26 protein-coding genes and 4 tRNA genes are annotated in these 25,845 nt (G+C 66.4%); 10 read left to right on the forward strand and 20 right to left on the reverse strand.

Features of this window, described 5'->3' with window-relative positions; all coding sequences use genetic code 11:
* Positions 1–60 precede the first annotated feature (60 nt).
* The 4 genes from ACQPW1_RS44850 to rplJ all read right to left on the reverse strand — a co-directional run bounded on the left by ACQPW1_RS44850 (position 61) and on the right by rplJ (position 3,185).
* A complete protein-coding gene (locus tag ACQPW1_RS44850; protein WP_433659712.1) occupies positions 61–855 on the reverse strand; it encodes an MlaE family ABC transporter permease in 795 nt (264 codons plus the stop codon).
* Between the two features lie 11 nt (positions 856–866).
* Entirely contained in the window at positions 867–1,943 is a 1,077-nt protein-coding gene (locus ACQPW1_RS44855) for an ABC transporter ATP-binding protein (RefSeq protein WP_433659714.1), read from the reverse strand.
* 241 nt (positions 1,944–2,184) lie between these two features.
* Positions 2,185–2,565 carry a 50S ribosomal protein L7/L12 gene (gene rplL, locus ACQPW1_RS44860; RefSeq protein ID WP_364723436.1) on the reverse strand — a complete coding sequence of 127 codons (381 nt, stop codon included), beginning with the start codon at positions 2,563–2,565 and terminating at the stop codon, positions 2,185–2,187.
* 65 nt (positions 2,566–2,630) lie between these two features.
* The gene (gene rplJ / locus ACQPW1_RS44865) at positions 2,631–3,185 is read right to left on the reverse strand and encodes a 50S ribosomal protein L10 (protein WP_433659716.1); all 555 of its coding nucleotides are present in this window, start codon (positions 3,183–3,185) and stop codon (positions 2,631–2,633) included.
* A 412-nt stretch (positions 3,186–3,597) separates the two neighbouring features.
* Here rplJ and ACQPW1_RS44870 point away from each other — a divergent pair, with 412 nt between their 5' ends.
* Entirely contained in the window at positions 3,598–5,220 is a 1,623-nt protein-coding gene (locus tag ACQPW1_RS44870; protein WP_433659718.1) for an MFS transporter, read from the forward strand.
* 53 nt (positions 5,221–5,273) lie between these two features.
* Here ACQPW1_RS44870 and ACQPW1_RS44875 read toward each other — a convergent pair whose 3' ends face one another.
* From ACQPW1_RS44875 to ACQPW1_RS44925, 11 genes are all read right to left on the reverse strand, one after another.
* Positions 5,274–5,804 (reverse strand): NADPH-dependent FMN reductase, encoded by a 531-nt coding sequence (locus ACQPW1_RS44875; RefSeq protein ID WP_433659720.1) that lies wholly within the window; start codon positions 5,802–5,804, stop codon positions 5,274–5,276.
* Between the two features lie 104 nt (positions 5,805–5,908).
* Entirely contained in the window at positions 5,909–6,625 is a 717-nt protein-coding gene (rplA, locus tag ACQPW1_RS44880; protein WP_433659722.1) for a 50S ribosomal protein L1, read from the reverse strand.
* 76 nt (positions 6,626–6,701) lie between these two features.
* The gene (gene rplK, locus ACQPW1_RS44885; RefSeq protein ID WP_396991275.1) at positions 6,702–7,136 is read right to left on the reverse strand and encodes a 50S ribosomal protein L11; all 435 of its coding nucleotides are present in this window, start codon (positions 7,134–7,136) and stop codon (positions 6,702–6,704) included.
* 95 nt (positions 7,137–7,231) lie between these two features.
* Positions 7,232–8,050, reverse strand: coding sequence for a transcription termination/antitermination protein NusG (gene nusG / locus ACQPW1_RS44890; RefSeq protein ID WP_433665519.1), 819 nt, complete (start codon positions 8,048–8,050; stop codon positions 7,232–7,234).
* A 152-nt stretch (positions 8,051–8,202) separates the two neighbouring features.
* Positions 8,203–8,589 (reverse strand): preprotein translocase subunit SecE, encoded by a 387-nt coding sequence (gene secE / locus ACQPW1_RS44895; RefSeq protein WP_433659724.1) that lies wholly within the window; start codon positions 8,587–8,589, stop codon positions 8,203–8,205.
* Between the two features lie 142 nt (positions 8,590–8,731).
* Positions 8,732–8,804, reverse strand: a tRNA-Trp gene (locus ACQPW1_RS44900).
* A gap of 320 nt (positions 8,805–9,124) precedes the next feature.
* A complete protein-coding gene (locus tag ACQPW1_RS44905; RefSeq protein ID WP_433665520.1) occupies positions 9,125–10,183 on the reverse strand; it encodes a fused (3R)-hydroxyacyl-ACP dehydratase subunits HadA/HadB in 1,059 nt (352 codons plus the stop codon).
* Between the two features lie 269 nt (positions 10,184–10,452).
* Complete coding sequence (rpmG, locus tag ACQPW1_RS44910) at positions 10,453–10,623, reverse strand: 50S ribosomal protein L33 (RefSeq protein WP_150399758.1); 171 nt, start codon at positions 10,621–10,623, stop codon at positions 10,453–10,455.
* A gap of 41 nt (positions 10,624–10,664) precedes the next feature.
* A tRNA-Met gene (locus tag ACQPW1_RS44915) sits at positions 10,665–10,740 on the reverse strand.
* 90 nt (positions 10,741–10,830) lie between these two features.
* Positions 10,831–10,903, reverse strand: a tRNA-Thr gene (locus tag ACQPW1_RS44920).
* Positions 10,904–11,193: 290 nt separating this feature from the next.
* Positions 11,194–11,276, reverse strand: a tRNA-Tyr gene (locus ACQPW1_RS44925).
* A gap of 163 nt (positions 11,277–11,439) precedes the next feature.
* Between ACQPW1_RS44925 and ACQPW1_RS44930 the strand changes: the two genes are divergently transcribed.
* Positions 11,440–11,931, forward strand: a complete 492-nt coding sequence (locus ACQPW1_RS44930) for a YajQ family cyclic di-GMP-binding protein (RefSeq protein WP_433659726.1) — start codon at positions 11,440–11,442, stop codon at positions 11,929–11,931.
* Between the two features lie 5 nt (positions 11,932–11,936).
* Here the strand turns inward: ACQPW1_RS44930 and htpX are convergent, their stop codons facing one another.
* Both htpX and ACQPW1_RS44940 read right to left on the reverse strand, forming a co-directional pair.
* A complete protein-coding gene (htpX, locus tag ACQPW1_RS44935; RefSeq protein ID WP_433659728.1) occupies positions 11,937–12,818 on the reverse strand; it encodes a zinc metalloprotease HtpX in 882 nt (293 codons plus the stop codon).
* Positions 12,819–12,900: 82 nt separating this feature from the next.
* Positions 12,901–13,923 (reverse strand): polyprenyl synthetase family protein, encoded by a 1,023-nt coding sequence (locus tag ACQPW1_RS44940; protein ID WP_433659730.1) that lies wholly within the window; start codon positions 13,921–13,923, stop codon positions 12,901–12,903.
* A gap of 194 nt (positions 13,924–14,117) precedes the next feature.
* Between ACQPW1_RS44940 and ACQPW1_RS44945 the strand changes: the two genes are divergently transcribed.
* From ACQPW1_RS44945 to ACQPW1_RS44955, 3 genes are all read left to right on the forward strand, one after another.
* Positions 14,118–15,383, forward strand: coding sequence for a geranylgeranyl reductase family protein (locus ACQPW1_RS44945; RefSeq protein WP_433659732.1), 1,266 nt, complete (start codon positions 14,118–14,120; stop codon positions 15,381–15,383).
* Between the two features lie 69 nt (positions 15,384–15,452).
* Positions 15,453–15,878, forward strand: a complete 426-nt coding sequence (locus tag ACQPW1_RS44950) for a helix-turn-helix transcriptional regulator (protein WP_433659734.1) — start codon at positions 15,453–15,455, stop codon at positions 15,876–15,878.
* A gap of 56 nt (positions 15,879–15,934) precedes the next feature.
* Positions 15,935–16,372 (forward strand): VOC family protein, encoded by a 438-nt coding sequence (locus ACQPW1_RS44955; protein WP_433659736.1) that lies wholly within the window; start codon positions 15,935–15,937, stop codon positions 16,370–16,372.
* Between the two features lie 52 nt (positions 16,373–16,424).
* Here ACQPW1_RS44955 and ACQPW1_RS44960 read toward each other — a convergent pair whose 3' ends face one another.
* Positions 16,425–16,931 carry a DUF2505 domain-containing protein gene (locus ACQPW1_RS44960; RefSeq protein WP_433659738.1) on the reverse strand — a complete coding sequence of 169 codons (507 nt, stop codon included), beginning with the start codon at positions 16,929–16,931 and terminating at the stop codon, positions 16,425–16,427.
* Here ACQPW1_RS44960 and ACQPW1_RS44965 point away from each other — a divergent pair.
* Positions 16,930–17,424 carry a DUF3592 domain-containing protein gene (locus ACQPW1_RS44965; protein ID WP_433659740.1) on the forward strand — a complete coding sequence of 165 codons (495 nt, stop codon included), beginning with the start codon at positions 16,930–16,932 and terminating at the stop codon, positions 17,422–17,424. The two genes, ACQPW1_RS44960 and ACQPW1_RS44965, sit on opposite strands and share 2 nt — an antisense overlap.
* Before the next feature lie 5 nt (positions 17,425–17,429).
* Here ACQPW1_RS44965 and ACQPW1_RS44970 read toward each other — a convergent pair whose 3' ends face one another.
* Positions 17,430–17,672, reverse strand: coding sequence for a cupin domain-containing protein (locus tag ACQPW1_RS44970; protein ID WP_433665521.1), 243 nt, complete (start codon positions 17,670–17,672; stop codon positions 17,430–17,432).
* Between the two features lie 61 nt (positions 17,673–17,733).
* On the opposite strand from ACQPW1_RS44970, the gene ACQPW1_RS44975 reads away from it, so the two are divergent.
* The 3 genes from ACQPW1_RS44975 (at position 17,734) to ACQPW1_RS44985 (ending at position 24,056) form a co-directional block, all read left to right on the forward strand.
* Positions 17,734–18,873, forward strand: coding sequence for a glycosyltransferase family 4 protein (locus ACQPW1_RS44975; RefSeq protein ID WP_433659742.1), 1,140 nt, complete (start codon positions 17,734–17,736; stop codon positions 18,871–18,873).
* A gap of 177 nt (positions 18,874–19,050) precedes the next feature.
* On the forward strand, positions 19,051–19,761 hold the full coding sequence (locus ACQPW1_RS44980) for a demethylmenaquinone methyltransferase (RefSeq protein ID WP_433659744.1): 711 nt from the start codon (positions 19,051–19,053) through the stop codon (positions 19,759–19,761).
* A 113-nt stretch (positions 19,762–19,874) separates the two neighbouring features.
* Complete coding sequence (locus ACQPW1_RS44985) at positions 19,875–24,056, forward strand: molybdopterin-dependent oxidoreductase (RefSeq protein ID WP_433659746.1); 4,182 nt, start codon at positions 19,875–19,877, stop codon at positions 24,054–24,056.
* Here ACQPW1_RS44985 and ACQPW1_RS44990 read toward each other — a convergent pair whose 3' ends face one another.
* Complete coding sequence (locus ACQPW1_RS44990; RefSeq protein WP_433659747.1) at positions 24,057–25,091, reverse strand: aldo/keto reductase; 1,035 nt, start codon at positions 25,089–25,091, stop codon at positions 24,057–24,059.
* A gap of 82 nt (positions 25,092–25,173) precedes the next feature.
* Here ACQPW1_RS44990 and ACQPW1_RS44995 point away from each other — a divergent pair, with 82 nt between their 5' ends.
* Positions 25,174–25,818, forward strand: a complete 645-nt coding sequence (locus tag ACQPW1_RS44995; protein ID WP_433659749.1) for a TetR-like C-terminal domain-containing protein — start codon at positions 25,174–25,176, stop codon at positions 25,816–25,818.
* Positions 25,819–25,845: the final 27 nt, after the last annotated feature.

Consider the following 25,845-nt stretch of genomic DNA (forward strand, 5'->3'; position numbering starts at 1 on the left):
ATTCCGCGCCTGGCGCAGTGACTTGGCGAGAGCAGGGTTGCGGTACTGGGTGGCCACCGGTCAGGCGCCCTTGGACGGGACGACCTGCAGGTACACCAGGGTGAGGATGAGGTTCACGAAGAACAGCACCAAGAACGTGATCACCACGGACTGGTTCACCGCTTCACCAACTCCCTTCGGGCCACCCTTGGGGTGCAGCCCCTTATACGAGGCGATCACACCGGCTATCAGACCGAACACCAGCGCCTTGAACTCGCCGATCCACAGGTCCGGCAGCTGCGCGAGGGCGGAGAACGACGCGAGGTACGCGCCGGGCGTACCGCCCTGCAGCAGCACGTTGAAGAAGTAACCGCCCGCGATGCCGACCACCGAGACCAGGCCGTTCAGCAGCAGAGCCACCACCGTCATGCCGAGCACGCGCGGCACCACCAGCTTGCGCACCGGATCGACGCCGAGTACTTCCAGCGCGTCGATCTCCTCACGGATGGTGCGTGAGCCGAGGTCGGCGGCGACCGCCGAACCGGCCGCGCCCGCGATGATCAACGCCGTGACGATCGGCGCCGCCTGCTGCACGGTGGCGAGCACACTCGTTGCGCCGGTGAAGGATTCGGCACCGAGCTGTTTGATCAACGAGCCGGTCTGCAGCGCGACGACCGCGCCGAAGGGGATTGCGACCAGTGCACTGGGCAGGATCGAGACACTCGCGATGAACCACGACTGCTCGATGAACTCCCGCCACTCGAAAGGCCGACGAAACGTCTTGCGCAGCACGTCTACGAACAGCGCAAAGATGTTGCCGACCTGGCCGAACCCCGACTCCAGTGGAGTCCGCAATCGCGCCAGGGAGGAATTCACGATCGCAGATGTTACCCGTTAGTTGTGTTGTGTCGAGTGATGGTCTCGTACGTGGCGCCCTGGTAACCGCCCTGGTCGCTGTTGTTGTACGCGAGCACCTGCGTCTTGTCGTTCTGATCAAGTGATTCACGAATCGCGGTCTGCGCCGCGTGCGGCAGGGTGTGCATGATCTCGCGGACCCGCTCCTTGCGGCGGTTCACGGCCTGGCGAACCGGCATGCCGGGGGTCGCCTGCATCTGCGGGATGATGCCCTCGACCTCTTCGGCGCCGCCGTGGTGATGGCCGCCGTCGAACATCGCTTGCTCGCGCGCCATTTGGGCTTCGTCCTTCTCCTCGGACATGCCGATCGGGCCCTGCATGCGGCCGTTGAGGAACTGCTTGACCACCGGCTCGTCGGAAGTCAGCAGCACCTCGCGCGGGCCGAACATGACCAGCTGGCGACGGAACATCATGCCGATGTTGTCCGGCACGGTGCGGGCCAGGTTGATGTTGTGCGTGACGATCAGAATGGTGGCGTCGATCTGCGCGTTGATGTCGATCAGCAGCTGGCTGATGTAGGCGGTGCGCACCGGGTCGAGGCCGGAGTCCGGCTCGTCGACGAGGATGATCTGCGGGTCGAGCACCAGGGCGCGGGCCAGCCCGGCGCGCTTGCGCATACCGCCGGAGATCTCACCGGGCAGCTTGCCTTCGGCCCCGAGCAGACCGGTCAGCTCCAGCTTCTCCATGACGATCTTGCGAATGTCGGATTCCGACTTCTTCGTGTGTTCACGAAGCGGGAACGCGACGTTGTCGAAGAGGTTCATCGAGCCGAACAGCGCGCCGTCCTGGAACAGCACGCCGAAGAGCTTGCGGATCTCGTAGAGCTCCTTGTTGGAGCAGGTGGTGATATCGGTGTCGCCGACAAAGATCGAGCCGCGCTCCGGGCGCAGCAGGCCGATCAGCGACTTCAGAAAGACGGACTTACCCGTACCCGACGGGCCGAGCAATGCGCTGACCTCGCCGGTCGGCAAGGTAAGGGATACATCCTGCCAAATTCGCTGGGATCCGAAGGACTTGGTAATGCCTTCGGTTCTGACCTCGACGCCCACGCCAACCTCCACAATTTCTCAGCGAGCTGCCCACCAGCTAACCGCGTGCTCGGTCTCGCGGTGTGTCACGCCACAGTGGGTCGGGCCACTGTATCCCAAGAGCGAGACGGCGCACACCCCTACCTGACTGAAGAGTAACCCCGTTTCATTCGCTATTTCCGGATTGTTGGTGCAGGTCGCCGCAAATAGCAAACGGGCGGCCCCCAAAAAGGGGACCACCCGTCGGCGATTCGGTCGGGAATTACTTGACCGAGACCTTGGCGCCGGCATCTTCCAGCTTCGCCTTGGCAGCCTCGGCGGCATCCTTGGCAACCTTCTCCAGGATGGCCTTCGGCGCGCCCTCGACGAGGTCCTTGGCTTCCTTCAGGCCCAGGCCGGAGACGATCTCACGGACCACCTTGATGACCTGGATCTTCTTGTCGCCCGCACCCTCGAGGATGACGTCGAACTCGTCCTGCTCCTCGACGGCGTCCGCAACGGCGCCCGGGCCGGCCGGACCGGCGACGGCGACCGGAGCAGCGGCGGTGACCTCGAACTTCTCTTCGAACTTCTTGACGAAGTCCGACAGCTCGAGCAGGGTCATGTTGCCGAAGGTCTCCAGCAGTTCGTCAACGTTGGCCATGATGTTGTTCCTTTCGGTAGTTGTTGTCTATGAGGGCGAGCCGCGCGCGAATCACCCGCATGGGGTTATTCAGCGGCAGCGGCAGCGGCGGTTTCGCCACCGGCTTCGGCCTGCTTCTTCTCCACGAGCGCGGCGGCAAGGCGAGCCACCTGCGACGCGGGAGCGTTGAACAGACCGGCGGCCTTCGCCATGTTGCCCTTCATCGCACCGGCCAGCTTGGCCAGCAGGACCTCGCGGGACTCCAGGTCGGCGATCTTCTCGACCTCGGACACGGACAGCGGTGCGCCGTCCATGTAGCCGCCCTTGATGATGAGCGCCTTGTTTTCCTTAGCGAAGGTCTTGAGGGTCTTTGCTGCGGTAACCGGCTCACCACTGATGAAGGTGATCGCGGTCGGTCCGACGAACAAGTCGTCCAGGCCCTGCACGCCCGCCTCGGCGGCAGCGCGCTTGACCAGGGTGTTCTTGGCGACGGAGTACGTGGCTTCGGCGCCGAGCGCGCGACGCAGTTCGGTCAGCTTGCCGACCGAAAGACCACGGTATTCCGTGACAACGGTGGCAGTCGAACTCTTGAACTGCTCCGCGATCTCTTCGACCGCAGTGACCTTCTCGGGTTTTGCCATACTTCGCCTCCTCTCTGATGGTCGGTTTCGAAACGAGCTACCGATCAGGGGACGGCGACAAAACAAACGCCCCGGACGCAAGGCGTTCCGGGGCGCACATAAACGTGACGGCCTCGGTTCTCCCTGCGTGGGCCGCCGGCAATGTCGCCGGACCTTCGACCGAACCCATGCGGGCTCGACGACCAACGGTCTTCGGTAGAACGGATTGGGTAGGAATCGAACAAGTCGATAACTGTTGTCCAATGTACCCGGACCACCCCCCAACTGCCAAAACGGGGTGCGCCTGAAGCGAATTGGGACCATTCAGCGCCCGATTCGATGTGTCGCGAGTCACATTTCACCCATAGATGTGGCCGAGATCGCGGCTTGAAGCTGTTACCAACAGTGACAGTTACTGTTTGACTGCTGAACTATGGCAACCTCCATAGTCGATTCACCAGTGCTGTTGGAACGACGTAACCAGCGCTTTCTCGCCTTGGCCGTGATCTGCCTCGCCGAGCTGCTAGTCGTCCTGGACAACACCATCGTGAACGTGGCACTGCCCTCGATCGGAGTGCAGCTGCGCACCGGCGTCACTGGCCTGCAATGGGTCGTCGACGCGTACACCCTCACCTTCGCGGGCTTGTTGCTCGCCTTCGGCAACCTCGGCGACCGCCTCGGCCGGCGCCGGATCATGATGGTCGGCTTGGTCGGCGTCGGCGCCATGTCGGTCGCGGGCGCGCTGTCCGGTTCGATGGGCGGCGTGATCGCCGCGCGCGCCGCGATGGGCGTATTCGCCGCGGCCGTCTTCCCGGCCACCCTCGCGCTGATCATCAACATCTTCCACGACAAACGCGAGCGGGCCCTCGCCATCGCCGCGTGGACCGCGATGGCAGGCTTCGCCATCGCGATCGGCCCGATCTCCGGCGGCTGGCTGCTGGCGCACTTCACCTGGCACTCGGTCTTCTGGATCAATGTGCCGCTGGCGCTCGTCGCGCTCGTCGCCACCCTGCTCTGGGTGCCCGAATCGCGCTCCTCGCACGTCGGCAAGCTCGATCTGCCCGGCATCGGGCTGTCCATCGCGGGCATCACGCTGGTGGTCTGGTCCATCATCGAGGCGCCCCGCTTCGGCTGGCTCTCCGGCACCACGCTCGGCACCGGCGGGCTCGGCATCGCGCTGGTTATCGCGTTCGTCATCTGGGAATTGCGCACGCCCGCACCGATTCTCGATATGACGCTGTTCCGCAATCGGCGATTCTCGATGCCCGCCTTGTCGATTGCGATCTGCTACTTCTCGATGTTCGGCTTCCTATTCCTCATCACCCAGTATTTCCAAGGGGTGCGGGAATACACGCCGCTCGAATTCGGTATCGCCTCATTGCCTTTCGCGTTCTCGGTGGCCATCGGCGCGCCTATTGCCACCCTGCTCGCGCAGCGATTCGGGCCGACGCCGGTCATCGTGACCGGCCTGTTGAGCACCGGGCTCGGGCTGTATCTGGGCGGTCAGGTGACGGTGGACAGTCCGTATGTCACCGACGTGCTGCCCGCCATGGTGTTCATGGCGCTCGGCGTCGGCATCGTGCAGGGACCGGCTACCGAATCGATCATGGGTTCGCTCCCGCTCAACGAGGCGGGCGCGGGGTCCGCGGTCAACGACACCACCCGCGAGATCGGCGGCACCCTCGGCGTCGCGGTGCTCGGCTCGATCGTGGCGTCGTACTACACGACCAGGATCGCGCCGCGGATCGACGCGCTGCCCGCGAACTTGATGAACGAGAACGAGAAGGGGCTGGTGAAATCCAGTCCGCTCAGCGTGCTGGAGATCCGCAAGCGCCCGCTCCCCCAGTTCTTCGAGAGCCAGCGCGAGAACCTCATCGTCGCCATGAAAACAGCCGCACTGGAGGGCTCGCATGCCGCGTCGCTCGTCGCGGCGGCCGCGGTGGTGGTGTGCGCGATCGTGGTGGCGATGTTCCTGCCGTGGGGCGTGCCGGAAGGCGAGTCGGTGCTGCTCGGCTGGCGCAAAGAGGCGGAACCCCAGCAGGACTCGGCCGACTGACCGCCCCGGTCGGCTGACAGGGCCGGGACCCGTGGGTCCCGGCCTTAGCCGGGTCAGGCGGAAACCCTGGCCACCAGCTTGTTCAATGCTTCGGTTGCGCCACTGCGGAATTCGGCGGTGGTGACGAGGCCGTCCGGTCCGATCTCTTCGCGGCCGACCGGCAGCCGGGCGCAGCTGTCGGGGTCCACATCCGCGCCCACGTAACCGAGGACGAGGGCCAACGTCGCGGCGGCGCCTTCGCCACGGCCCGGTGCGGCTACGTTGATCCAGGCGGTCGGCTTCTCATAGAGATCGGCATTGCCGACGGTCCAGTCCAACAGGTTCTTCAGGCTGCCCGGCAGCGTGCCCGCGTATTCCGGGGTGCAGAACAGCACCGCGTCGGCCTGCGAAAGCTGTTCGCGCAGTGCGAGAACCGACGGATGCCCGGTGCCGTCGTCGTCCGGGTTGAAGGCGGGCAGTGCGGCGAGACCGTCGAACCACCGCGCGTCGACGCCGTCGGCGGCGAGCGTCTGAACCGTGCGCAAGGCGGCGGAATTGGTCGAAGCACCGCGGGTGCTTCCGGAGATGAGCAGGACAACCGTCACGTCATGGCCAACGATGCCACGTGTGGAAATAGTCCGCCCCGCAAACGCGGATGGGCGGGAACGCGATTCGCGTTCCCGCCCATCCGGACGTGCTCAGGTGCTACTTAAGACGCATCCTCGTCGAGGAGGTTGCGGGTGCGGTTCGGGTCCACCGGGATGCCCGGTCCGGTGTTCGTCGAAACCGTCACCTTCTTGACGTAGCGGCCCTTGGCGGTCGACGGCTTCACACGCAGGATCTCCTCCAGCGCGGCACCGTAGTTCTCCACCAGCGCGGCATCGGCGAAGGAGGCCTTGCCGATGACGAAGTGCAGGTTGGCCTGCTTGTCGACGCGGAAGTTGATCTTTCCGCCCTTGATCTCGTTGACGGCCTTGGTCACGTCGTTGGTGACCGTGCCCGTCTTCGGGTTCGGCATCAGGCCACGCGGTCCGAGGACACGCGCGATCCGGCCGACCTTGGCCATCTGGTCCGGGGTGGCGATCGCGGCGTCGAATTCGAGCCAGCCGCCCTGGATCCGCTCGATCAGGTCCTCGGCGCCGACGGCGTCCGCACCGGCGGCTTCGGCCTCAGCGGCCTTCTCGCCGGCCGCGAACACGATGACGCGGGCGGTCTTACCGGTGCCGTGCGGCAGGTTGACCGTGCCACGAACCATCTGGTCCGCCTTGCGGGGATCGACGCCGAGACGGACGGCGACCTCGACGGTCGCGTCGGTCTTGGTGGTCGCGGTCTCCTTGGCCAGCCGCGCTGCGGCGAGCGGGGAGTAGAGCGCGTCGCGATCGACCTTCTCGGCCGCGGCGAGATACGCCTTGCTTCGTTTTGCCATGATTCTCTGTCCTTAGTTGTCTGGTTCAGCCGTGGTTATCGGGCCTGGCCGGCCCTCCCACCGTGAGCGGATTCGCTCAGCCTTCGACGGTGATTCCCATCGAGCGAGCAGTACCCGCGATGATCTTCGCCGCCTGATCGATATCGGTCGCGTTCAGATCTTCGGCCTTGGTCTTGGCGATCTCCCGGACCTGGTCCATGGTGATCTTCGCGACCTTGGTCTTGTGCGGCTCAGCCGAACCCTTCTGCACACCGGCGGCCTTGAGCAGCAGCCGAGCGGCGGGCGGGGTCTTCAGCTTGAAGTCGAACGAGCGGTCTTCGTAGACCGAGATCTCGACCGGGATGACGTTGCCACGCTGCGACTCGGTCGCGGCGTTGTACGCCTTGCAGAACTCCATGATGTTCACGCCGTGCTGACCGAGCGCCGGACCCACCGGAGGGGCGGGGTTCGCCTGGCCGGCCTGGATCTGAAGCTTGATGATCCCGGCGAGCTTCTTCTTCTTGGGGGGCATCTTTCTTTCCTAGGTGTCTGTTTTCCTTGCTCTTTGCAAGTCCTGGTGAATCAACCCGTGGTCCGGGCGATTCATTCCGTCGAGGACGGAACGTCTTAGATCTTCGCGACCTGGGTGAAGCCGAGCTCCACCGGGGTCTCGCGACCGAAGATCGACACGAGCACCTTGAGCTTCTGCTGCTCGGCGTTGACCTCGGAGATGCTGGCGGGCAGCGTCGCGAAGGGGCCGTCCATCACGGTGACCGACTCGCCGACCTCGAAGTCGACCTCGATGGTCGGCTTGGACACCGACTCGGAGGTGGAATCGCCCGAACCCGCAGCACCGGCGGCAGGCGCCTTCTTCTGCTGCGCGGCGGGGACGAGGAACTTCACCACGTCGTCGATGGACAGCGGCGAGGGACGCGAGGTGGCGCCGACGAATCCGGTGACACCGGGGGTGTTGCGCACCGCGCCCCACGACTCGTCGTTGAGTTCCATCCGGACCAGGATGTAGCCGGGCAGCACCTTGCGGTTGACGTTCTTGCGCTGGCCGTTCTTGATCTCGGTGACCTCTTCGGTCGGCACCTCGACCTGGAAGATGTACTCCTCCAGGTCCAGGTTCTGTACGCGGGTCTCGAGGTTGGCCTTCACCTTGTTCTCGTAACCGGCGTACGAGTGGATGACGTACCAGTCACCGGGGGCGCGACGCAGCGCGGACTTCATCTCGGCGACCGGGTCGGCGGGCTCGGCATCGATCGGAGCGGCCTCGGCAGCGGCTTCCTCGTCGGTCGCCGATTCGGCGACCTCGGAGTCGACGGCACTCTCGGAGTCCACGTCCTCGGAGTCTTCGACGGTCGTGGCGTCTTCGGTCGTGGGATCCACCACCGCGTCCTCGACCGGGAACTCTTCGTTTGTGTCGTTCTCCGGGGTGCTCACTGGGGCACTCGCTTCCTGTGTCGTCACGTACATCCTCTGCGTGCCGGGGCCGGGCGCGCGGCGGAACTACTCCGCCCGGGTCCGCCCCGGAGATCGGCCGGCGGCTGACCTTTTCGAGCGACCTGCAAGCAGTCGCAAGCGGGGGTCCGTATCTAGCCGAACAGCCAGTTGACACCCTTGATGAACGCCACATCCAACCCGCTGATGAACGCGACCATGAAGATCACGAACACCAGAACAACGCTCGTATAGGTGACCATCTGCTTCCGGTTGGGCCAGATCACCTTGCGCAGTTCCGCGACTACTTCACGCAGGAACTTGATCAAACGCTTGAACGGATTACGCGTCCCGCGTTCGGCCCGATCGGTTTTGGCTGCCTTGCGCAACGAGGGACGATCCAGTGTGGCGATCGAACCCGTGTCGGATGACGCACTGCGGGTCCGCCGGGCGGAACGCTTGCCGCTCGGCCGAGCTACCCCGGCGGTGTCATCGCCGTCGTCGGCCGCATGCGCGCCCAGGCGATCTTCCCGCTCGCTCACGCCTGCTCCTCGCTTCGCTCGGCGCCCGCGTGCGCGATGCGCGCTGTGCCAATGGCTCGCTCGCTTCGCTCGCTCACGTCGATCCTTTCGTCGCTTGCATGCTGGTTCTTTCGAGCGACCTGCAAGCAGTCGCTACGGAAGGCAGGGGCGACAGGACTTGAACCTGCAACCTGCGGTTTTGGAGACCGCTGCTCTGCCAGTTGAGCTACGCCCCTTCGGTTGGATCCATGCGGGCCGTCCAACCACTGTTCGGTATTCAGTTGTTCAGTTCTGGTGTCACACAACACGCGCGCCACTCCGGCAGTTGCCGGCCCCATTGGCGAATCCTTACGGACTCGCCCGGAACCAGCCCTACAGAGCAGCGCGCAGCGGCTGGTGACCCCAGAAATCTGAGTGTACGTTACCGCCCGCGTCGTAAGCCAATCAGGGTCAGTCGACCAGGTCAGGCGGTATACATTCGGCCTGATCGGGACCCTCCATGGTTACAACAAGCTGCCGCCTCCGGGCCTGACCTCTCAGCCCGGCCCCGACCGCCTCACGCCAGTTGCACGGTTGCCGTCGCGCGCCCGAAGATCTTGCGCCCCGCCGACTTCGCCACGATGGCGACGACCGCGGTCCGCGTCTCCGGATCAACGGACTTCACTTTACCGGTGTACTCGATCTCGGCGGCCTCATCCGTCCCCACATAGACCGGGCTGGTGAAGCGGACGTTGTATTCCTTGACCGCGCCGGGATCGCCGACCCAGGAGGTGACGAAGCCGCCGCCGAGGCCCATGGTGAGCATGCCGTGCGCGACCACGTCTTCCAGGTCGACGAGCTTCACGACCTCGTCGCTCCAGTGGATCGGGTTGGCGTCGCCGGAGACACCGGCGTAGTTGACCAGGTCGCCGCGGGTCAGCCGGACGATGCGGGCGGGCAGTTCGTCGCCGGCCGCGATGTCGTCGAAGCTGATCGCGCGTTTGCTCGGCGCGACATCGGGCACCTTGGCGGCGGCCAGCGGCGCGGGGACGTTGGCGCGCGGGCGATGGTCCGGCGCGTCTTCGCCGATGCCGTGCATCAGCACGTTGCGGACCACGTCGTTGAGGTTCGGGTCGATGTCGCCGCCGCTGCGGCCGATGAGCGTGGTGTAGGTGGTGAGCACCAGCTCGTCGTTCTGCGCGGTGACGATGTTCTTGGTGACGATGATGTCGCCGCCGAACGCCTGCCGGAACGAGTGCAGGTAGACGTCGCAGACCAGCTGGTCGCCGACCTTGATCGGCCGGTGGAATTCCAGGATCTGGTCGGTCTGCAGGATCTGGCTCAGGTCGTAGCCGGTGACAATCTGCTCGAAGAGCTTGCGCTGGGCCAGAATGCCGACCAGGGAGATGAAGGTCAGCGGCGCGAGCAGGCCGTCGTAGCCGTACTCCTGCGCCAGGTCCTCGTCCCAGTGCACCGGGTGGTAGTCCTGCACAGCGCGCGCGTATTCGCGCACCTTCTCGCGGCCGACCTCGTAGTAGTCGTCGACGCGGTAGTGGTGACCCACCATCGAGGCCGCGTGTACTGCGGGGTCGAAGGTCTCGACCGCCTGGACCGCTTCGTCTGTACCGGTGTTGATTGTCACGGGTGGACTGTACCTATCTGACCCCGTATCCGGAGTCGGCGGAGCGTCTACGACTGCGCCTCGCTGACGCTCAGCTCCGTCGTAACCGCTGGGGCGGCTGTATCCATGGTTCGCTCGCTACGCTCCCTCACAACCGCGCCACTCGGCCGAGAAATGCGTCAGGGCCGGACAAACGTCCGGCCCTCGCACTGTCACGATCCGAGATTGCCGGGAGCAATCAGGCTCTCGGCGCCGATCCACGCGGCAGCATCACGCGTGGCGGACTAGCGGGATTCTTTATGTCCCCGGTGCGTGCCGCAGTTCGGGCAGAACTTCTTGAGTTCCAGCCGATCCGGGTCGTTGCGCCGGTTCTTCTTGGTGATGTAGTTGCGGTGCTTGCACTCTTCGCAGGCCAAGGTGATCTTTGGCCGGACATCGGTGGACTTCGCGGCCACGATATTCCTTCTTTCGGGTCAACCAGTTGGTCTGATCGGTTTGGTAGCGATGGCCGGACTTGAACCGGCGACACAACGATTATGAGTCGTTTGCTCTACCGACTGAGCTACACCGCCACGGGGTCGCATTGCTGTAGTGCCGCGCCCGGCCCCACCAGAGTGGGAACTATATGCGATGCCGAGTCGGTCACCACCGGCAATCCGGCGAGCCCCCTAACGGAATCGAACCGTTGACCTTTTCCTTACCATGGAAACGCTCTACCGACTGAGCTAAGGGGGCATGACTACTTCCGCGCCAGGCTCTAGACATCCGACCCCGGCGCGGCGAAGTCCTGAACGAGGTTACACACCCAAGGGTCAGAGCTCCAAACCGGGTGGTCAGAAGCCTTTTTCGAGGGGCCTTGCGGCTGGCAAACACCGAAGAAGACCTTGACGATCATGCGAACAACAGAAGGGGGTCCGGGGGGCGAAGCCCCGCCGGGCGGGGTGTGGGGGTTCCACCCCCCACAAGACACGAACGGAGAGAGCCCCGGACGCGCTCTTTGCGTCCGGGGCTCTCTCGCGAACAAGTGGCAGATGTAGGATTCGAACCTACGTAGGCTTTCGCCGACGGATTTACAGTCCGCTCCCATTGGCCGCTCGGGCAATCTGCCGTGCACTGAGTGCGGAGAGCAGAATACATCGCAACCGCACCCTCAATGCAAACCGGCTGGCCATCGGCCATGCGGCGGGACTACGGTCGCCCTCCGGGGTACAACTAACGGTGACCGATCATCGGTCGAGCAAGCAGTTGGACCGCCAGGACAGGAGCGAAGTGTGGCCGATTCGTCATTCGATGTCGTCAGCAAGGTCGAACGTCAGGAGGTCGACAACGCCCTGCATCAGGCGGAGAAGGAGCTGACCACCCGCTACGACTTCCGCAACACCGGTGCGGCCATCGAGTGGTCCGGCGAGGACAAGATCGTGCTGACGGCCGAGGCCGAGGAGCGGGTCAAGGCGGCGCTGGATGTGTTCAAGGAGAAGCTGATTCGCCGCGATATCTCGCTCAAGGCGTTCGACGCGGGCGAGCCGGTGGCCTCCGGCAAGGTCTACAAGATCACCGGAACGTTGGTGCAGGGCATCGACACCGAGCATGCGAAGAAGATCACCAAGAAGATCCGCGACGAGGGCCCCAAGGGCGTGAAGGCGCAGATCCAGGGTGAGGAACTGCGGGTGAGCAGCAAGAAGCGCGACGACCTGCAGGCCGTCATCTCGCTGCTGAAGGGCGAGGATTTCGGCATCGCCCTGCAGTTCGTCAACTACCGGTAGCGAGCTCAGTAGTTCTTCGGTCCGCCCGCCATTTCCTCCAGGCGAGCGATGCGCTCGGCCATCGGCGGGTGGGTGGAGAACCAGCGTGCGGCGCGCTCGCCGGTCCGGAACGGGTTGGCGATCATCAGGTGCGACTGGGCGGTCAATTGCGGCTCAGGCGGCAAGGGGGCGGCCTGTACGCCGCGCTCCAACTTGCGCAGGGCGGAGGCGAGGGCGAGCGGGTCGCCGGTGAGCTCGGCGCCGGACTGGTCCGCCTGGAATTCGCGGGAGCGCGAGACGGCCAGCTTGATCAGGCTCGCGGCGATCGGTCCGAGCAGCGAAACCAACAGCACGCCAAGCATATTGGGGCCGCCACCGTTACGGTTGCCGCCGAACGCCGAGGCGAAGAAGGCCAGGTTGGCCAGGCCGGAGATGACCGCGGCGAGCGCGCCGGCGACCGAGGAGATCAGGATGTCGCGGTTGTAGACGTGCGATAGCTCGTGGCCGAGCACGGCGCGTAGCTCGCGCTCGTCCAGGATCTGCAGGATGCCGCTGGTACAGCAGACCGCGGCGTGCCGTGGGCTGCGGCCGGTGGCGAAGGCGTTGGGCGCGTTGGTCGGGCTGATGTAGAGCCGCGGCATCGGCTGCCGCGCGGTGGTCGCCAGCTCACGCACGATCCGGTAGATCACCGGCGCTTCCAGCTCGCTCACCGGCTGCGCGTGCATCGCCTTCAACGCGAGCTTGTCGCTGTTGAAGTACGCGTAGGCGTTCATGCCGACGGCGAGCAGGATGGCGATGATCAGGATGGTCGGGCTGCGGAACAGCGCACCCGCGACCACGATCAACGCCGACAGGCCGACCATCAATCCGAACGTCTTCAGCCCGTTCGCGTACCCGTGCCCGTGCATAGGTCTCCTTGCCCACTCCCCCGATCGTTGAGTGTTGACAACAGGTCAACGATAGGAGCACGAACCAAAGTTCCTGCTGAAGTCAGCCGACACGCTCGATCGTGTAGCGAACCAGGTGTTCGAGGGCATCGTTGGCCGGGCCCGCGGGCAGCGCGGAGAGTTCGGCGTGCGCGATATCGGCGTAGCCCTGCAGCTTCTCCTTGGCCAGCACCATGCCGTGCGAGCGGGACAGCAGGTCGAGTGCCTCCTCGACCTCCGCGTCGGTTTGCAGCGGGTTGGCGAGCAGCTTGCGCAGCCGGTCGCCCTCGGCGCCCTCGTCGCGCAGTGCGTACAGCACCGGCAGCGTGTGCACGCCCTCGCGCAGGTCGGTGCCGGGCGTCTTGCCGGACTGCTCGGCGGCAGAGGAGATGTCGATGATGTCGTCGGAGATCTGGAAGGCGGTGCCGACCGCGTCGCCGAGCCGGGCCAGCCGTTCGACGTGCTCGATGCCCGCGCCGGAGAAGGTGCCGCCGAAGCGACCCGCGGCCGCGATCAGCGAGCCGGTCTTCTCCCAGACGACACGCAGGTAGTGCTCGACCGGGTCCTGGGATTCACGGGCGCCCATGGTCTCGCGCATCTGACCGGTGACCAGTTCGGCGAAGGTTTCGGCGATGATCCGCACGGCATCCGGGCCGAGCGTCGACGTGAGCCGGGAGGCGTGCGCGAACAGATAGTCGCCCGCCAGGATCGCGATGTTGTTGCCCCAGCGCGAATTCACGCTCGGGGCGCCGCGGCGCATGGTGGCCTCGTCCATCACGTCGTCGTGGTACAGCGTGGCCAGGTGCACGAGTTCGACGACGGTGCCCGCGGTGATCAGCGCGGGATCGGTCGGGCGCGGGCCGAGCTGGCCGGTGAGGATGGTGAACAGCGGACGGAACCGCTTGCCGCCGGCCTTGGCCAGGTGCAGCGCCGCCTCCTGCAGGAATTCCTCGCCGTCGGACAGCTCAGTGACCAGGAGCTTCTCGACCTCTTCCAGGCCGTTGCGCACGGTTGCCGCGAGCTCGACGTCGACGAGGTCGACCCCGGCCACCACCGTGCTCTCGTCCTTCACAGCCGATGTGCTCATTTCTTCTCCCACCGATCCGTCCGACCCCACGATAGAGAACCTAGCGTGTCCCCAGCCGATGGCCCATGAACACCATCACTATGCGGTGTATCAGACACTTTTGCACGCCGTTATCCGCGCGCCTCGCCGCACCGTGTCGCGGGTGACGCGCCCGCCGTCGACACCAACAAGATTGCCCTGCAAGTATTGAGGCCATGGGTTCACCGGAAGTCACCCCCGCGAACGGGGACGCGCTGCCCGCCAGGGCCGAGGTGCTCGTCGTCGGCGCGGGCCCGGCCGGTTCGGCCTCGGCGGCATGGGCCGCGCGAGCCGGTCGCGACGTGGTGCTGCTCGACTCCGCCGTCTTCCCCAGGGACAAGACCTGCGGCGATGGGCTGACCCCGCGCGCGACGGCCGAGCTGGAACACCTCGGCCTCGGCGAATGGCTGCGCGCACACACGGTCAATCACGGCCTCCGGATGACCGGCTTCGGCCGGGAGGCGCTGCTGCCGTGGCCCGCCGGTTCCTTCCCGACGTACGGAAGTGCCGTCCCCCGAACCGAACTCGACGACAAGCTGCGCGAGACCGCGATGAAGTCCGGCGCGCGGATGATCGACGGCACCAAGGTGGTCGATCTCACGCGCGACGGCGACCGCGTCACCGGTGTGATCGTGCGGACAGCGACGGGCACGCACACCATCGAGTGCGCCACGCTCATCGTCGCCGACGGCGTGCGCTCGCCGATCGGGCGGCTGCTCGGCCGCACCTGGCATCGGCAGTACGCGTACGGCACGGCGGCCCGCGCCTACATCAAGTCCGGCCGCAGCGACGACCAGTGGATCACCTCGCATCTCGAACTGCGCGACGCCGACAATGTGCTGGTGCCCGGCTATGGCTGGGTGTTCCCGCTCGGCAACGGCGAGGTCAACATCGGGGTCGGCTCGCTGGCCACCGAGCAGCGGCCCTCGCACATCGCGTTGAAACCGCTGCTGGAGCACTACACGAAGCTGCGTTTCGACGAGTGGCAGTTCGAGGGATCGCTGCGCGCGGTCGCCTCGGCGCTGTTGCCGATGGGTGGCGCGGTGTCGAACGTGGCGGGGGGCAACTGGGTGCTGGTCGGCGACGCCGCGGGCTGTGTGAATCCGTTGAACGGTGAGGGCATCGATTACGGCCTGGAGGGCGGGCACATGCTGGCCGGGCTGCTCGACGAGCCGGACCTCACGCACCTCTGGCCCGAGTTGCTGCGCGCGAAGTACGGCCGCACCTTCTCGGTGGCGCGGCGGATCGCCGGGCTGGCCACGCATCCGCGGATGGTGCCGATCGGCGGGCCGCCGGTGATGCGGTCGAAGTACTTGCAGCGCACGGCGGTTCGGGTGATGGGGAACCTGGTCACCGACGAGGACGTCGACCTGACCGCGCGGGCTTGGCGGGCGGCGGGGCGGGCGTCCATGCGCGTCGACGAGCGTCCGCCTTTCGCTTGAGGACCTGCGGTTTTCCCGAGCTCACGACGGTAGGCTGATCCTCGCCGACGCGACGACAGGTGCTCAGCCATGAGCGGACAAGCAGGTGGACTGCCCGCGTTGTATTTGCTGCCGCATTTGCGGCGGGCGCGGGATCTCGCGGATCGACAGTATGCCGATCCGCTCCGTCTCGATGAATTGGCCGCTGCCGCAGGAGTTTCCAAGTATCACTTCCTGCGGGCGTTCGCCGCGGTCTACGGGCTGACACCGGCAGCGTATCTAGCGGAGCGGCGGATCGAACGGGCGCAGGATCTGCTGCGCTCCTCCAACGTCACCGTCACCGAGGTGTGCATGCTGGTCGGCTACAGCAGCCTCGGCTCGTTCAGCAGCAAATTCCGTCAGCTGGTCGGCGTCACGCCCTCGGAGTATCAGGCCAAGTTCGCCGACGGCGCACCGCGCATTCCCGGGTGTTATGTGTTCATGCACGGCCTGAGCGACCGCAAACGCGATACCTAGAACATCGCGCAATTTCGGAGAAGCCACGGAGCACAACCCGCCCATAGCCTGGTCGCATGACATCGATCACGAACGTTTCCCTGGTCACCGTGTACGTCACCGACATGGACGAATCGAAGCAGTGGTACATCGACAAGCTGGGATTCGTCGAGGTCACCGACATCACCATGGGCGACAACGGGTTCCGCTGGCTCACCGTCGCGCACCCGGCGCATCCGGAGCTCGAGGTGACACTGATGGTCCCCGGCCCGCCGCTGGACGACAACCTGGCCGACGCCATCCGCCGCGCCCTCGCGAACGGCACGCACGGCGCGCTCGGGCTGCGCACCGAGAACTGCCAGAAGACCTTCGAGGAACTCACCGCGAAGGGCGTCGAGTTCGTCCAGCCGCCCGCCGAACGGCCCTACGGCACCGAGGCGATCATCCGGGACAACTCCGGGAACTGGCTGGTACTGGTGGAGCAGAAGGAATACTCCCCCGCGGATTTCGCGTAGTCGAGCCCCCCGCCGTCCCGGCGCACACCGGAACGGCGGGGCGGGTCGTTGATCAGGCAGTCGCCTGTGCGGCGACCCATTCCTCGACGAACGTGCGCTCACTGTTGAGCACGCGATGGTGCAGCTGCTCGGCGAGCGGTTCGATGGCGCCGCCGACCACCGGCACCTTCACCTGCACGGTGCCGACCACCTCGATCTCGGAGCCCTCTGCGGTCGAGCGCATTTCGTAGGTGCCCGACATCTCGGTGGCGATGCCGGTGGTCGCGCCCTCGAAGGTGCCCTTGGCGACCTCGCCGACCAGCGCCTGCCAGTTGTCGGTGCGCGCGAGCGTGAGCTGGTCCTTGAGCACCTTGCTCACCACGCTGGGAATCTTGTCCTCGGAAGCCTTTTCGGTCATGTGGATGCGGATGGTGTCCGCACCCTCGGGATGCGAAACGTCCAAAGTTGCGGTCTCGGCGTCGGCGAAACGCGCCTGCCAGACCTTGTCGTCGGTAAGTGCCCGGTGAAGATCTTCGACCGGGACGGCATAAGGCACGGTGAAGCTGAATTTTCGGGACATGCGCGACACCGTAGCCGAGGGGGTCGGTAGCCTTGTTGCGGTGTTGGAAACCACCCAGTCTGATCGGCGCTCGATCCGCCTGCGGCGGGCCAGGATCGGCGTGCTCACGGCGGCCACGGTGATCAGTGTGCTCATCGTGCTGCTGGTGCTGGCTGCCTGGCGCAACGACTATCTGATCAGCTCGGACAAGGGTGTGGCCAGCGCCGAGGTGCTCTCCGCGGGCCGGCTGCGGTCGGCGGTCATGTTCGTGACTCCGGACGGGGAGACACACAATCCGAAGGTCGGCGTGCTGTATCCGACCAACCTCACCGAGGGTGAGCGCATCCGGGTCGAGTACAACCGCAGGGATCCCGATCTGGTGCGGGTGGAGGGGCGCGATGTCCGCGTTGCCATTCCACCCGCGTTGTCGGTGATCGTGGTGGTGTGGCTGGTCGCCCTGCCGACGCTGTGGCTGCTGGCCCGGCTCAACCGGCGACGGCCGAAATCCAGCTGAACTAACTACTGAGCCCAGGGCGGCGACATCCGGCTCCCGTCGGGCATGACGGCCTCGAAGCCCGCGGCGATCGCGATGAACGCCTCGGCCGGTGCGTCGCCCGGGTTGCCGACCGCGATGGGGCTGCCCGCAGGCACGACGACCACATCCCCCGCCTCGAGCAGCTGCCCGCTGACGTCGAGTTGCCGATCCGCGATTCCACGCTTTCGGCATGTGAATCGCCGAGCGGCCCGAGGTGTTCGCTCGATCTTTAGGTTTCCTTAACGCCCGTGTGACGACACGGCGCGCTGCGGCCGTCACCCTGAGGTAGTGCGTGTAGCGATCGTTGCGGAGTCGTTTCTGCCGAACATGAACGGTGTGGTCAACTCCGTGCTCCGGGTGGTCGACCACCTGGACCGGCACGGCCACGACGCGTTGATCATCGCGCCGGATACCCCGCGGGGCCTGCCGCCTGCCGCACGCTGGCATGAGCGGTTCCGCGTGCACCGGGTGCCCGCGGTGATGGTGCCGAAGATCAGTTCGCTGCCGGTGGGGTTGCCGCAGCCGGGCATCGTCTCGGCGATCGAGGATTTCGACGCCGACGTGGTGCATCTGGCCTCGCCGTTCCTGCTCGGTGCCGGTGGTCTCGGCGCGGCGATGCGGTTGGATCTGCCGACCGTGGCGGTGTATCAGACCGATGTCGCCGGGTTCGCCAAGAGCTACGGGCTCGCGCTGGCCAGCCGGGCGGCCTGGGCCTGGACGCGGCGCATCCACGAGGGCGCGACCAGGACGCTGGCCCCGTCCCGGGCGGCCGCGGAAGACCTGGCGCAGCACGGCATTCCGCGCGTGCACCGGTGGGGCCGCGGCGTGGACATCGCCCGGTTCAACCCGGCCGCGCGCCGCACGGAACTGCGCGACTCCTGGCTCGACGGCGACAAGCTGGTGGTCGGCTTCGTCGGACGACTCGCGCCGGAGAAGCATGTCGAGCGGCTCGCGGTGCTGGGCAACGACCCGGACATCCAGCTGGTGATCGTCGGGGACGGGCCGGAGCGGGATCGGCTCGCGCGCATGATGCCGACCGCCGTGTTCACCGGCGAGCTCGGCGGCGACACCCTGGCCCAGGCGTACGCCAGCCTGGACGTGATGGTGCACGCGGGCGAGCACGAAACCTTCTGTCAGGGTGTGCAAGAGGCGCTGGCCTGCGGCATCCCGGTGATCGGCCCCGACGCGGGCGGCCCGCGCGACCTGATCGCGCACTGCCGCAACGGGTATCTGCTCCCGGTCGACCGTTTCACCGAATTGCTGCCGAGCGCCGTTGCGGCACTGCACGATCCGGTGCTGCGGGCCCGATTCGCCGGTGCCGCACGCAAATCGGTGCTGCACCGCACCTGGCCGGCCATCTGCACCGAGCTGATGGGGCACTACGCGGACGTGACCGGCACCCGTATGCGGCTTCCGCATACGGCCTGAAGAGGCCTTACTCCGCAACCGATTGCCGCGCAGCGGCCAATCGGAAAGTCGCGACTGATCTCGTGAGAACATGGGTAGCTCGTCGGGCACGCCCAGAAATGCGGCGCACCTGACGCAGGACCTGTACGCGACTCAGGAGGCACCCGACTTGTATGGCCTAAAGACGCGGAGAGGCGGATGAGCGTGGCGAAAACAGAATCGACCCGGGCTTCGTTGGACAAGCAGCCGCACGAGGTTGCGACGATGTTCGACGGTGTCGCACGACGGTACGACCTGACCAACACGGTGATCTCCGGTGGCCATGATCGCTACTGGCGCTGGGCGGTGCGCAAGGCGCTGGCGCCACGGCCGGGCGAGCGGGTGCTCGACCTCGCCGCGGGCACCGGGGTGTCCACCCTCGATCTGGCGAAGTCCGGCGCCTGGTGCCTGGCCGCCGACTTCTCCCAGGGCATGCTCGCCGCAGGCAAGCACCGCAAGGTGCCGATGGTGGCCGCCGACGCGATGGCGCTGCCGTTCGCCGACGAATCGTTCGACGCGGTGACCATCTCCTACGGGCTCCGTAACATTGCCGACCCCGAGGTCGCCCTGCGCGAGATGCTGCGGGTCACCAAGCCGGGTGGCCGGCTGGTCATCGCCGAGTTCTCCACGCCGATCGTGCCGGGTTTCCGCACGGTGTACATGGAATACCTGATGAAGGCGCTGCCTGCGGTGGCCCGCGCGGTCAGCAGCAATCCCGACGCGTATGTCTATCTCGCCGAATCGATTCGGGCCTGGCCGAACCAGCGGCAACTGGCTCTGCGGATCGCGAGCACCGGGTGGTCCGCGGTGAAGTGGCGTAATCTCACCGGTGGGATCGTCGCGCTGCATCGGGCGTACAAGCTCGGCTGAGCAGCGATCTCCATCACACCTCACCGACAGCTTTTACGCTGGTGAGGGTCATTGTCACTTGTCGATAACGCGCGGTAAACCCGTCGCAATCGACGATGGCCATGATCGGGAGCATGGTGGACGCAGGCACGAAACCCGCGGACGGCACCGCGCGGACGGCATGCTCGTACTGTGGCGTCGGTTGCGGCATCACGGTGCGGACCCGTGCGGGCGCCGACGGGTCGCCGGTCATCGCCAAGGTCAGCGGCGACAAGCTGCATCCAGCGAACGCGGGCAGGCTGTGCACCAAGGGCGCCACCCACCTGGAACTGATGCGGACGCCCGGCCGGATGGAGACCGCGTACCGGCGGCCCGAGCGCGGTCAGGAACCGGTCCCGGTGCCGGTCGACGACGCGGTGCGCGAGGCGGCCGACCGGCTGCGCGCGATCCTGGACGAGCACGGACCCGACGCGATCGCGGTGTACGTCTCCGGGCAGATGTCGCTCGAGGCGCAATACCTGGCGACCAAGCTGGCCAAGGGCTACCTGCGGACCGTGCACATCGAGGCCAACTCACGGCTGTGCATGGCGAGTGCGGGCACCGGATACAAGCAGTCGCTCGGCGCGGACGGCCCGCCCGGCTCCTACGACGACTTCGAGCACGCCGACCTGTTCTTCGTGATCGGCGCGAACATGGCCGACTGCCACCCGATCCTCTACTTGCGCATGGCCGATCGGCTCAAGTCGGGCGCGAAGTTGATTGTCGTCGACCCCCGCCGCACCGCCACGGCGGCCAAAGCCGACCTGTTCCTGCAGATCGCGCCGGGCACCGATCTGGCGCTGCTGAACGGTCTGCTGCACCTGCTCGTCGAAAACGGTGACATAGACCAGGATTTCATAGCCGAGCACACCGACGGCTGGGACGGGATGTCCGAGTTCCTCCGCGACTATCCGCCCGCGCAGGTCGCCGAGCTCACCGGACTCGCCGAGGCCGATATCCGTACTGCCGCACGGTGGATCGGCGAGGCGGGCGAATGGATGTCGCTGTGGACGATGGGGCTCAACCAGTCCACCCACGGCACCTGGAACACCAACGCGATCTGCAATCTGCACCTGGCCACCGGCGCCATCAGCCGCCTCGGTAGCGGGCCGTTCTCGCTGACCGGGCAGCCGAATGCGATGGGCGGGCGGGAAATGGGTTACATGGGTCCCGGCCTCCCCGGCCAGCGCAGCGTGCTCTCCCCCGCCGACCGCACCTTCGTGGAAACCGCGTGGGGGCTCGCGCCCGGCACAGTGCGCGACGAGGTGGGGCCGGGCACCATCGAGATGTTTCGCGAACTGGCCGCCGGAAAGATCAAGGCCGCCTGGATCATCTGCACGAATCCCGTTGCCACCGTGGCCAACCGCAAGACGGTGCTCGACGGCCTGGAAGCGGCCGAGCTGGTGATCGCGCAGGACGCCTACACCGAGACCGCCACCAACGCCTACGCCGACCTGCTGCTGCCTGCCACCCTGTGGGCCGAAGCCGATGCGGTGATGGTGAATTCGGAGCGCAACGTCACCTTGTTGCAACGTTCCGTCGATCCGATCGGTGACGCCCGCCCGGACTGGCTGCTGATCGCCCAGGTCGCCACGGCGATGGGTTTCAGCGGGTTCGAGTTCGCCTCCAGTGCCGAGGTTTTCGCCGAGATCAAGCAGTTCGCCAATCCCGGCACCGGATATGACCTGCGCGGCATGGATTTCGAGCGGCTCAGGGAAGGTCCGATGCAGTGGCCGTGTCCCGACAGCACGCGCTCGCGCAATCCGATCCGCTACGTCAATGACGGTGTGAGCCAGCACCTGCACGTCGACGCGGACGGTCGCCGACCGCGGCTGGCGTTCGCGACGCCGAGTAGGCGCGCCGTGTTCTGGCCGCGCCCGCACCTGCCGCCGGAGGAGATGCCCGACGACGACTTCCCGTTCCTGCTCAATACCGGTCGGCTGCAGCATCAATGGCACACCATGACCAAGACCGGGAAGATCGACAAGCTGAACAAGATCACCGGGCAGCCGTTCGTCGAAGTGCATCCGGCCGACGCCGAACGGCTCGGGATTCAGGCGAGCGATCAGCTCGAAATCGCTTCGCGGCGTGGGCGGGCGGTGTTGCCGGTGCAGATCAGCGACCGGGTGCGGCCCGGTGATTGCTTCGCGCCGTTCCACTGGAACGACGAGCACGGCGAGTATCTGACCATCAACGCGGTCACCAACGACGCCGTCGATCCGGCTTCGCTGCAACCGGAATTCAAGGCGTGCGCGGTCTCGCTGCGCCGGGTGGCCGTGCCGGAGGCCGAGACGCCGGAATTGCCTGCGGTGCCGACACCTTCGATGGCGACCGCGCATCCGCTCGCCGCCGCGTTCGGCCTGGACGCGGCCGCTACCCCGACGCTCACCGAGGCCGAACGGATCTACCTCAGCGGCTATCTGGCGGCGCTACAGACGATTCCGGTGACCGGGCTGCCCGTGCTGCCCGCCGCCGCGCCGATGTCCGCGCAGAGCAGACTGTGGATCGACGGCGTGCTGGCGGGCATGTACTCTCGCGCCACCGGTACCGCGCCCGACGCGTCGCCCGCCCACCCGGTGACCGTGCTGTGGGCGTCGCAGACCGGGACCGCGGAGGAGCTCGCCGCGACGGTGGCCGCGCGGCTGGCCGAATGTGGTTTCGCGCCAAGGCTGCTCGATATGGACTCGTGCGCGACCGACACACTCACCGGTGATGTGCTGGTGATCAGCAGCACCTTCGGCGACGGCGGTCCGCCGGACAACGGCACCGACTTCTGGAACCGGCTCGACGGCAGCGCGGTTCGACTCACCGGCGTGCGCTACGCGGTATTCGCGCTCGGCGACTCCTCTTACGACGACTTCTGCGGGCACGGCCGCAAATTGGACGAGAAGTTCGCCGAATACGGTGCGACACGGCTGCTTCCACGCGTCGACAGCGAACCCGATTTCCAAGCCCCCGCCGAGCGCTGGCTCGACGCTGTCGTCGCCGTGCTCGGCGAGGCGGTGGAAGGCATTGCGCTGGAAGGCGATCAAGGACCGCCGACGCCGGACCGAGCGGCCCGTACCCGCAGCAGCACCATGACGGCAGTCCTCACGCGGGCCGCCGCCCCCGCGCCGGGGCGCACCCGACGGGAGATCGCCCAGTTCACCCGGCAGTCCCCGGTACCCGCGCCGCTGGTGCGCAACGAATCGCTCACCCACAGCAGCTCGTCGAAAGAGGTGCGGCAGTTCGGCTTCGACCTGCGCGGGCTGGAAGCCGACTACGAGGTCGGCGATTCGCTCGGCGTCTGGCCGACCAATGACGCGGTACTGGTGGACGAGTGGCTCACCACCACCGGACTCGACGGCCGCCGGATCATCGAGATCGACGATCGGGAGCTGTCGCTGGCCGAGGCATTGCGCACGCACTACGACATCAGCAAGGTGAGCAATGACCTGCTCACCTTCATCGCCGAGCGCAATCCGAACGTCCGGCTGGCGAAGCTGCTGCGGCGGGACAATCGCAACGAGCTCGACAACTACCTGTGGGACCGGCAGGCCGTCGACGTGCTGCGCGACTTCCCGGTGCGGGCCGATCTGGTCGATTGGCTCGGCACGCTGAAAAAGCTACAGCCGCGCCAGTATTCGATCTCGTCCAGTCCGCTGGTCAGCCCGGACGAGGTGCAGCTCACCGTCGGCATCGTGCGCTACGGCGATCCCGCCGCCACCGGATCGGCGGCCCGGCGCGGCGGCGTCTGCTCGACCTTCCTCGCCGACCGAGCTGGCACCGACCCCACGACGGTACCGATCTTCCTGCAACGCGCGCCGCACTTCCGTCCGCCCGCCGACCCGACAGCACCGATGATCATGGTCGGGCCCGGCACCGGCATCGCGCCGTTCCGCGGCTTCCTCCAGGAACGCCGCGAGCTCGGCTGCACCGGACGCAACTGGCTGTTCTTCGGCGAACAGCACGCCGCGCGAAACTTCTACTACCGCACCGAACTCGAAGACATGTTCCGCTCCGGCTTCCTCACCCGCCTCGACCTGGCCTTCTCCCGCGACCAGCGCGAGCGAATCTATGTACAGCACCGCATGATCGAACACGGCGCCGAACTGTGGTCCTGGCTGTCAGACGGCGCGCACCTCTACATCTGTGGCGACGCAACGAGAATGGCGAAGGACGTGGACGACGCACTGCTGCGCATCGCGCGCGTCCACGGCAACCTCGACGAAGCGGGTGCCCTCGCCTTCCGCAAACAGCTTGTCGCGCAGAAACGCTACGTTCGCGACGTCTACTGACTACACCGCTGGCGGGTTCAGGCGGGTGAAGTCGGACAGGCGGTAGTACGGATAGCAGGGGTAGGGCGGGGTGGTGGCGCTGGCCTTGTCCAAACGGGCGACCTGGTCGGTGGTGAGTTCCCAGCCGACTGCGCCGAGGTTCTGACGTAACTGGTCCTCGTTGCGGGCGCCGACGATGACGGTCGAAACAGTGGGGCGGCGCAGCAGCCAGTTGAGGGCGATCTGCGGCACGGTCTTACCGGTTTCGGCGGCGAGTTCGTCCAGCACATCGACCACGTCGTAGAGCTTCTCGTCATCGACCGGCGGACCGGCCTCGGCGGTCTGGTGCAACCGGCTGCCTTCCGGAAGTGGTTGGCCGCGCCGGATTTTCCCGGTCAGCCTGCCCCAGCCGAGCGGGCTCCAGACGACCGCGCCGACGCCCTGATCCTGGCCCAGCGGCATGAGTTCCCACTCGTAGTCGCGGCCGACCAGCGAGTAGTACACCTGGTGCGCGACGTAGCGGGTCAGGCCGTGCTTGTCCGCCGCGGCAAGGGATTTCATCAGCTGCCAACCGGCGAAGTTGGAGGCGCCGAGGTAGCGGATCTTGCCCGCGCGCACCAGATCGTCCAGTGCGGCAACAACTTCCTCGACCGGGGTGCCCGCGTCGAAGGCGTGCAGCTGGAACAGGTCGATGTAGTCGGTGCCCAGCCTGCGCAGCGAGGCCTCCACGGCGCCGATCAGCCGGGCGCGGCCGGAACCGGCCTGCGACGGGCCCGGTCCGGTGGGCAGCGAGGCCTTGGTGGAGATGAGCAGCTGATCGCGCCTGCCCTTGATGGCCGCGCCGAGCACCTCCTCGGAGGCGCCGTCGGAGTAGACGTCGGCGGTGTCGAACATGGTGACACCAGCCTCCAGGCTGATGTCGATCAACCGCCGTGCCTGCTCGGCATCGGTGTCACCCCAGGCGCTGAACAGCGCTCCCCGTCCGCCGAAAGTGCCCGCGCCGAAGCTCAGGGCCGGAACGAGCAGACCTGATGCGCCGAGCCGCCGATACTCCATTTTGACTCCTAAGGGGTCTATAGTTCCGTTAACACTCCAAACGGTACACCCCTTTGGCCCTAAATAAAACTGGAGACCCATTATGAACGACGACGAGGTGGCGCCTGGCTCGGTTCGCCCTGGTGGACGCACGGCCCGAGTCCGCGAGGCCGTGCTGCAGGTCGCCGGTGACCTGCTGGCCGAGCGCGGCTTCGCCCACCTGGACCTGGCCGAAGTGGCCGCCGCCGCCGAGGTCGGCAAGACCACCGTCTATCGGCGCTGGCGCAATCCGACGGGCCTGGTCACCGATCTCCTGGTCGACATGGCCGAACAGTCCGTGTCGCACGCCGACACCGGGTCACTGCTCGGCGACCTCACCGCCAACGCCCGCCTGGTCGCCAAGACGTTGACAGATCCACGCCAGGGCAAGCTCTTTCAGTCCGTCATCGCCGCCGCGACCTGTGACGAGTCCGCCGCCACCGCCCTGCGCCGCTTCTACGACGTCCGCCTCACCGAATGGTCACCGTGCGTCGAACGAGCCGTCGAACGTGGCGAGGCGCCCGAGGGCACCGATGCCCGCGCCGTGCTGTCGGCGGTGTCCGCCCCGCTGTACTACCGGCTGTTGGCGAGTGGCGACCCGATCGACGACCACGCCGCCACCACCGCCGCCCGAGCCGCCGTAAACGCGGTAACCGCAGGCACATTCATCACAGCCGACGCAATACCAACGTCCACGCACACCAATTGACTTCCCGCACAACGAATCGCATGCGAT

It is taken from the genome of Nocardia sp. CA-128927 (assembly GCF_050955855.1).
GTDB lineage: Bacteria > Actinomycetota > Actinomycetes > Mycobacteriales > Mycobacteriaceae > Nocardia.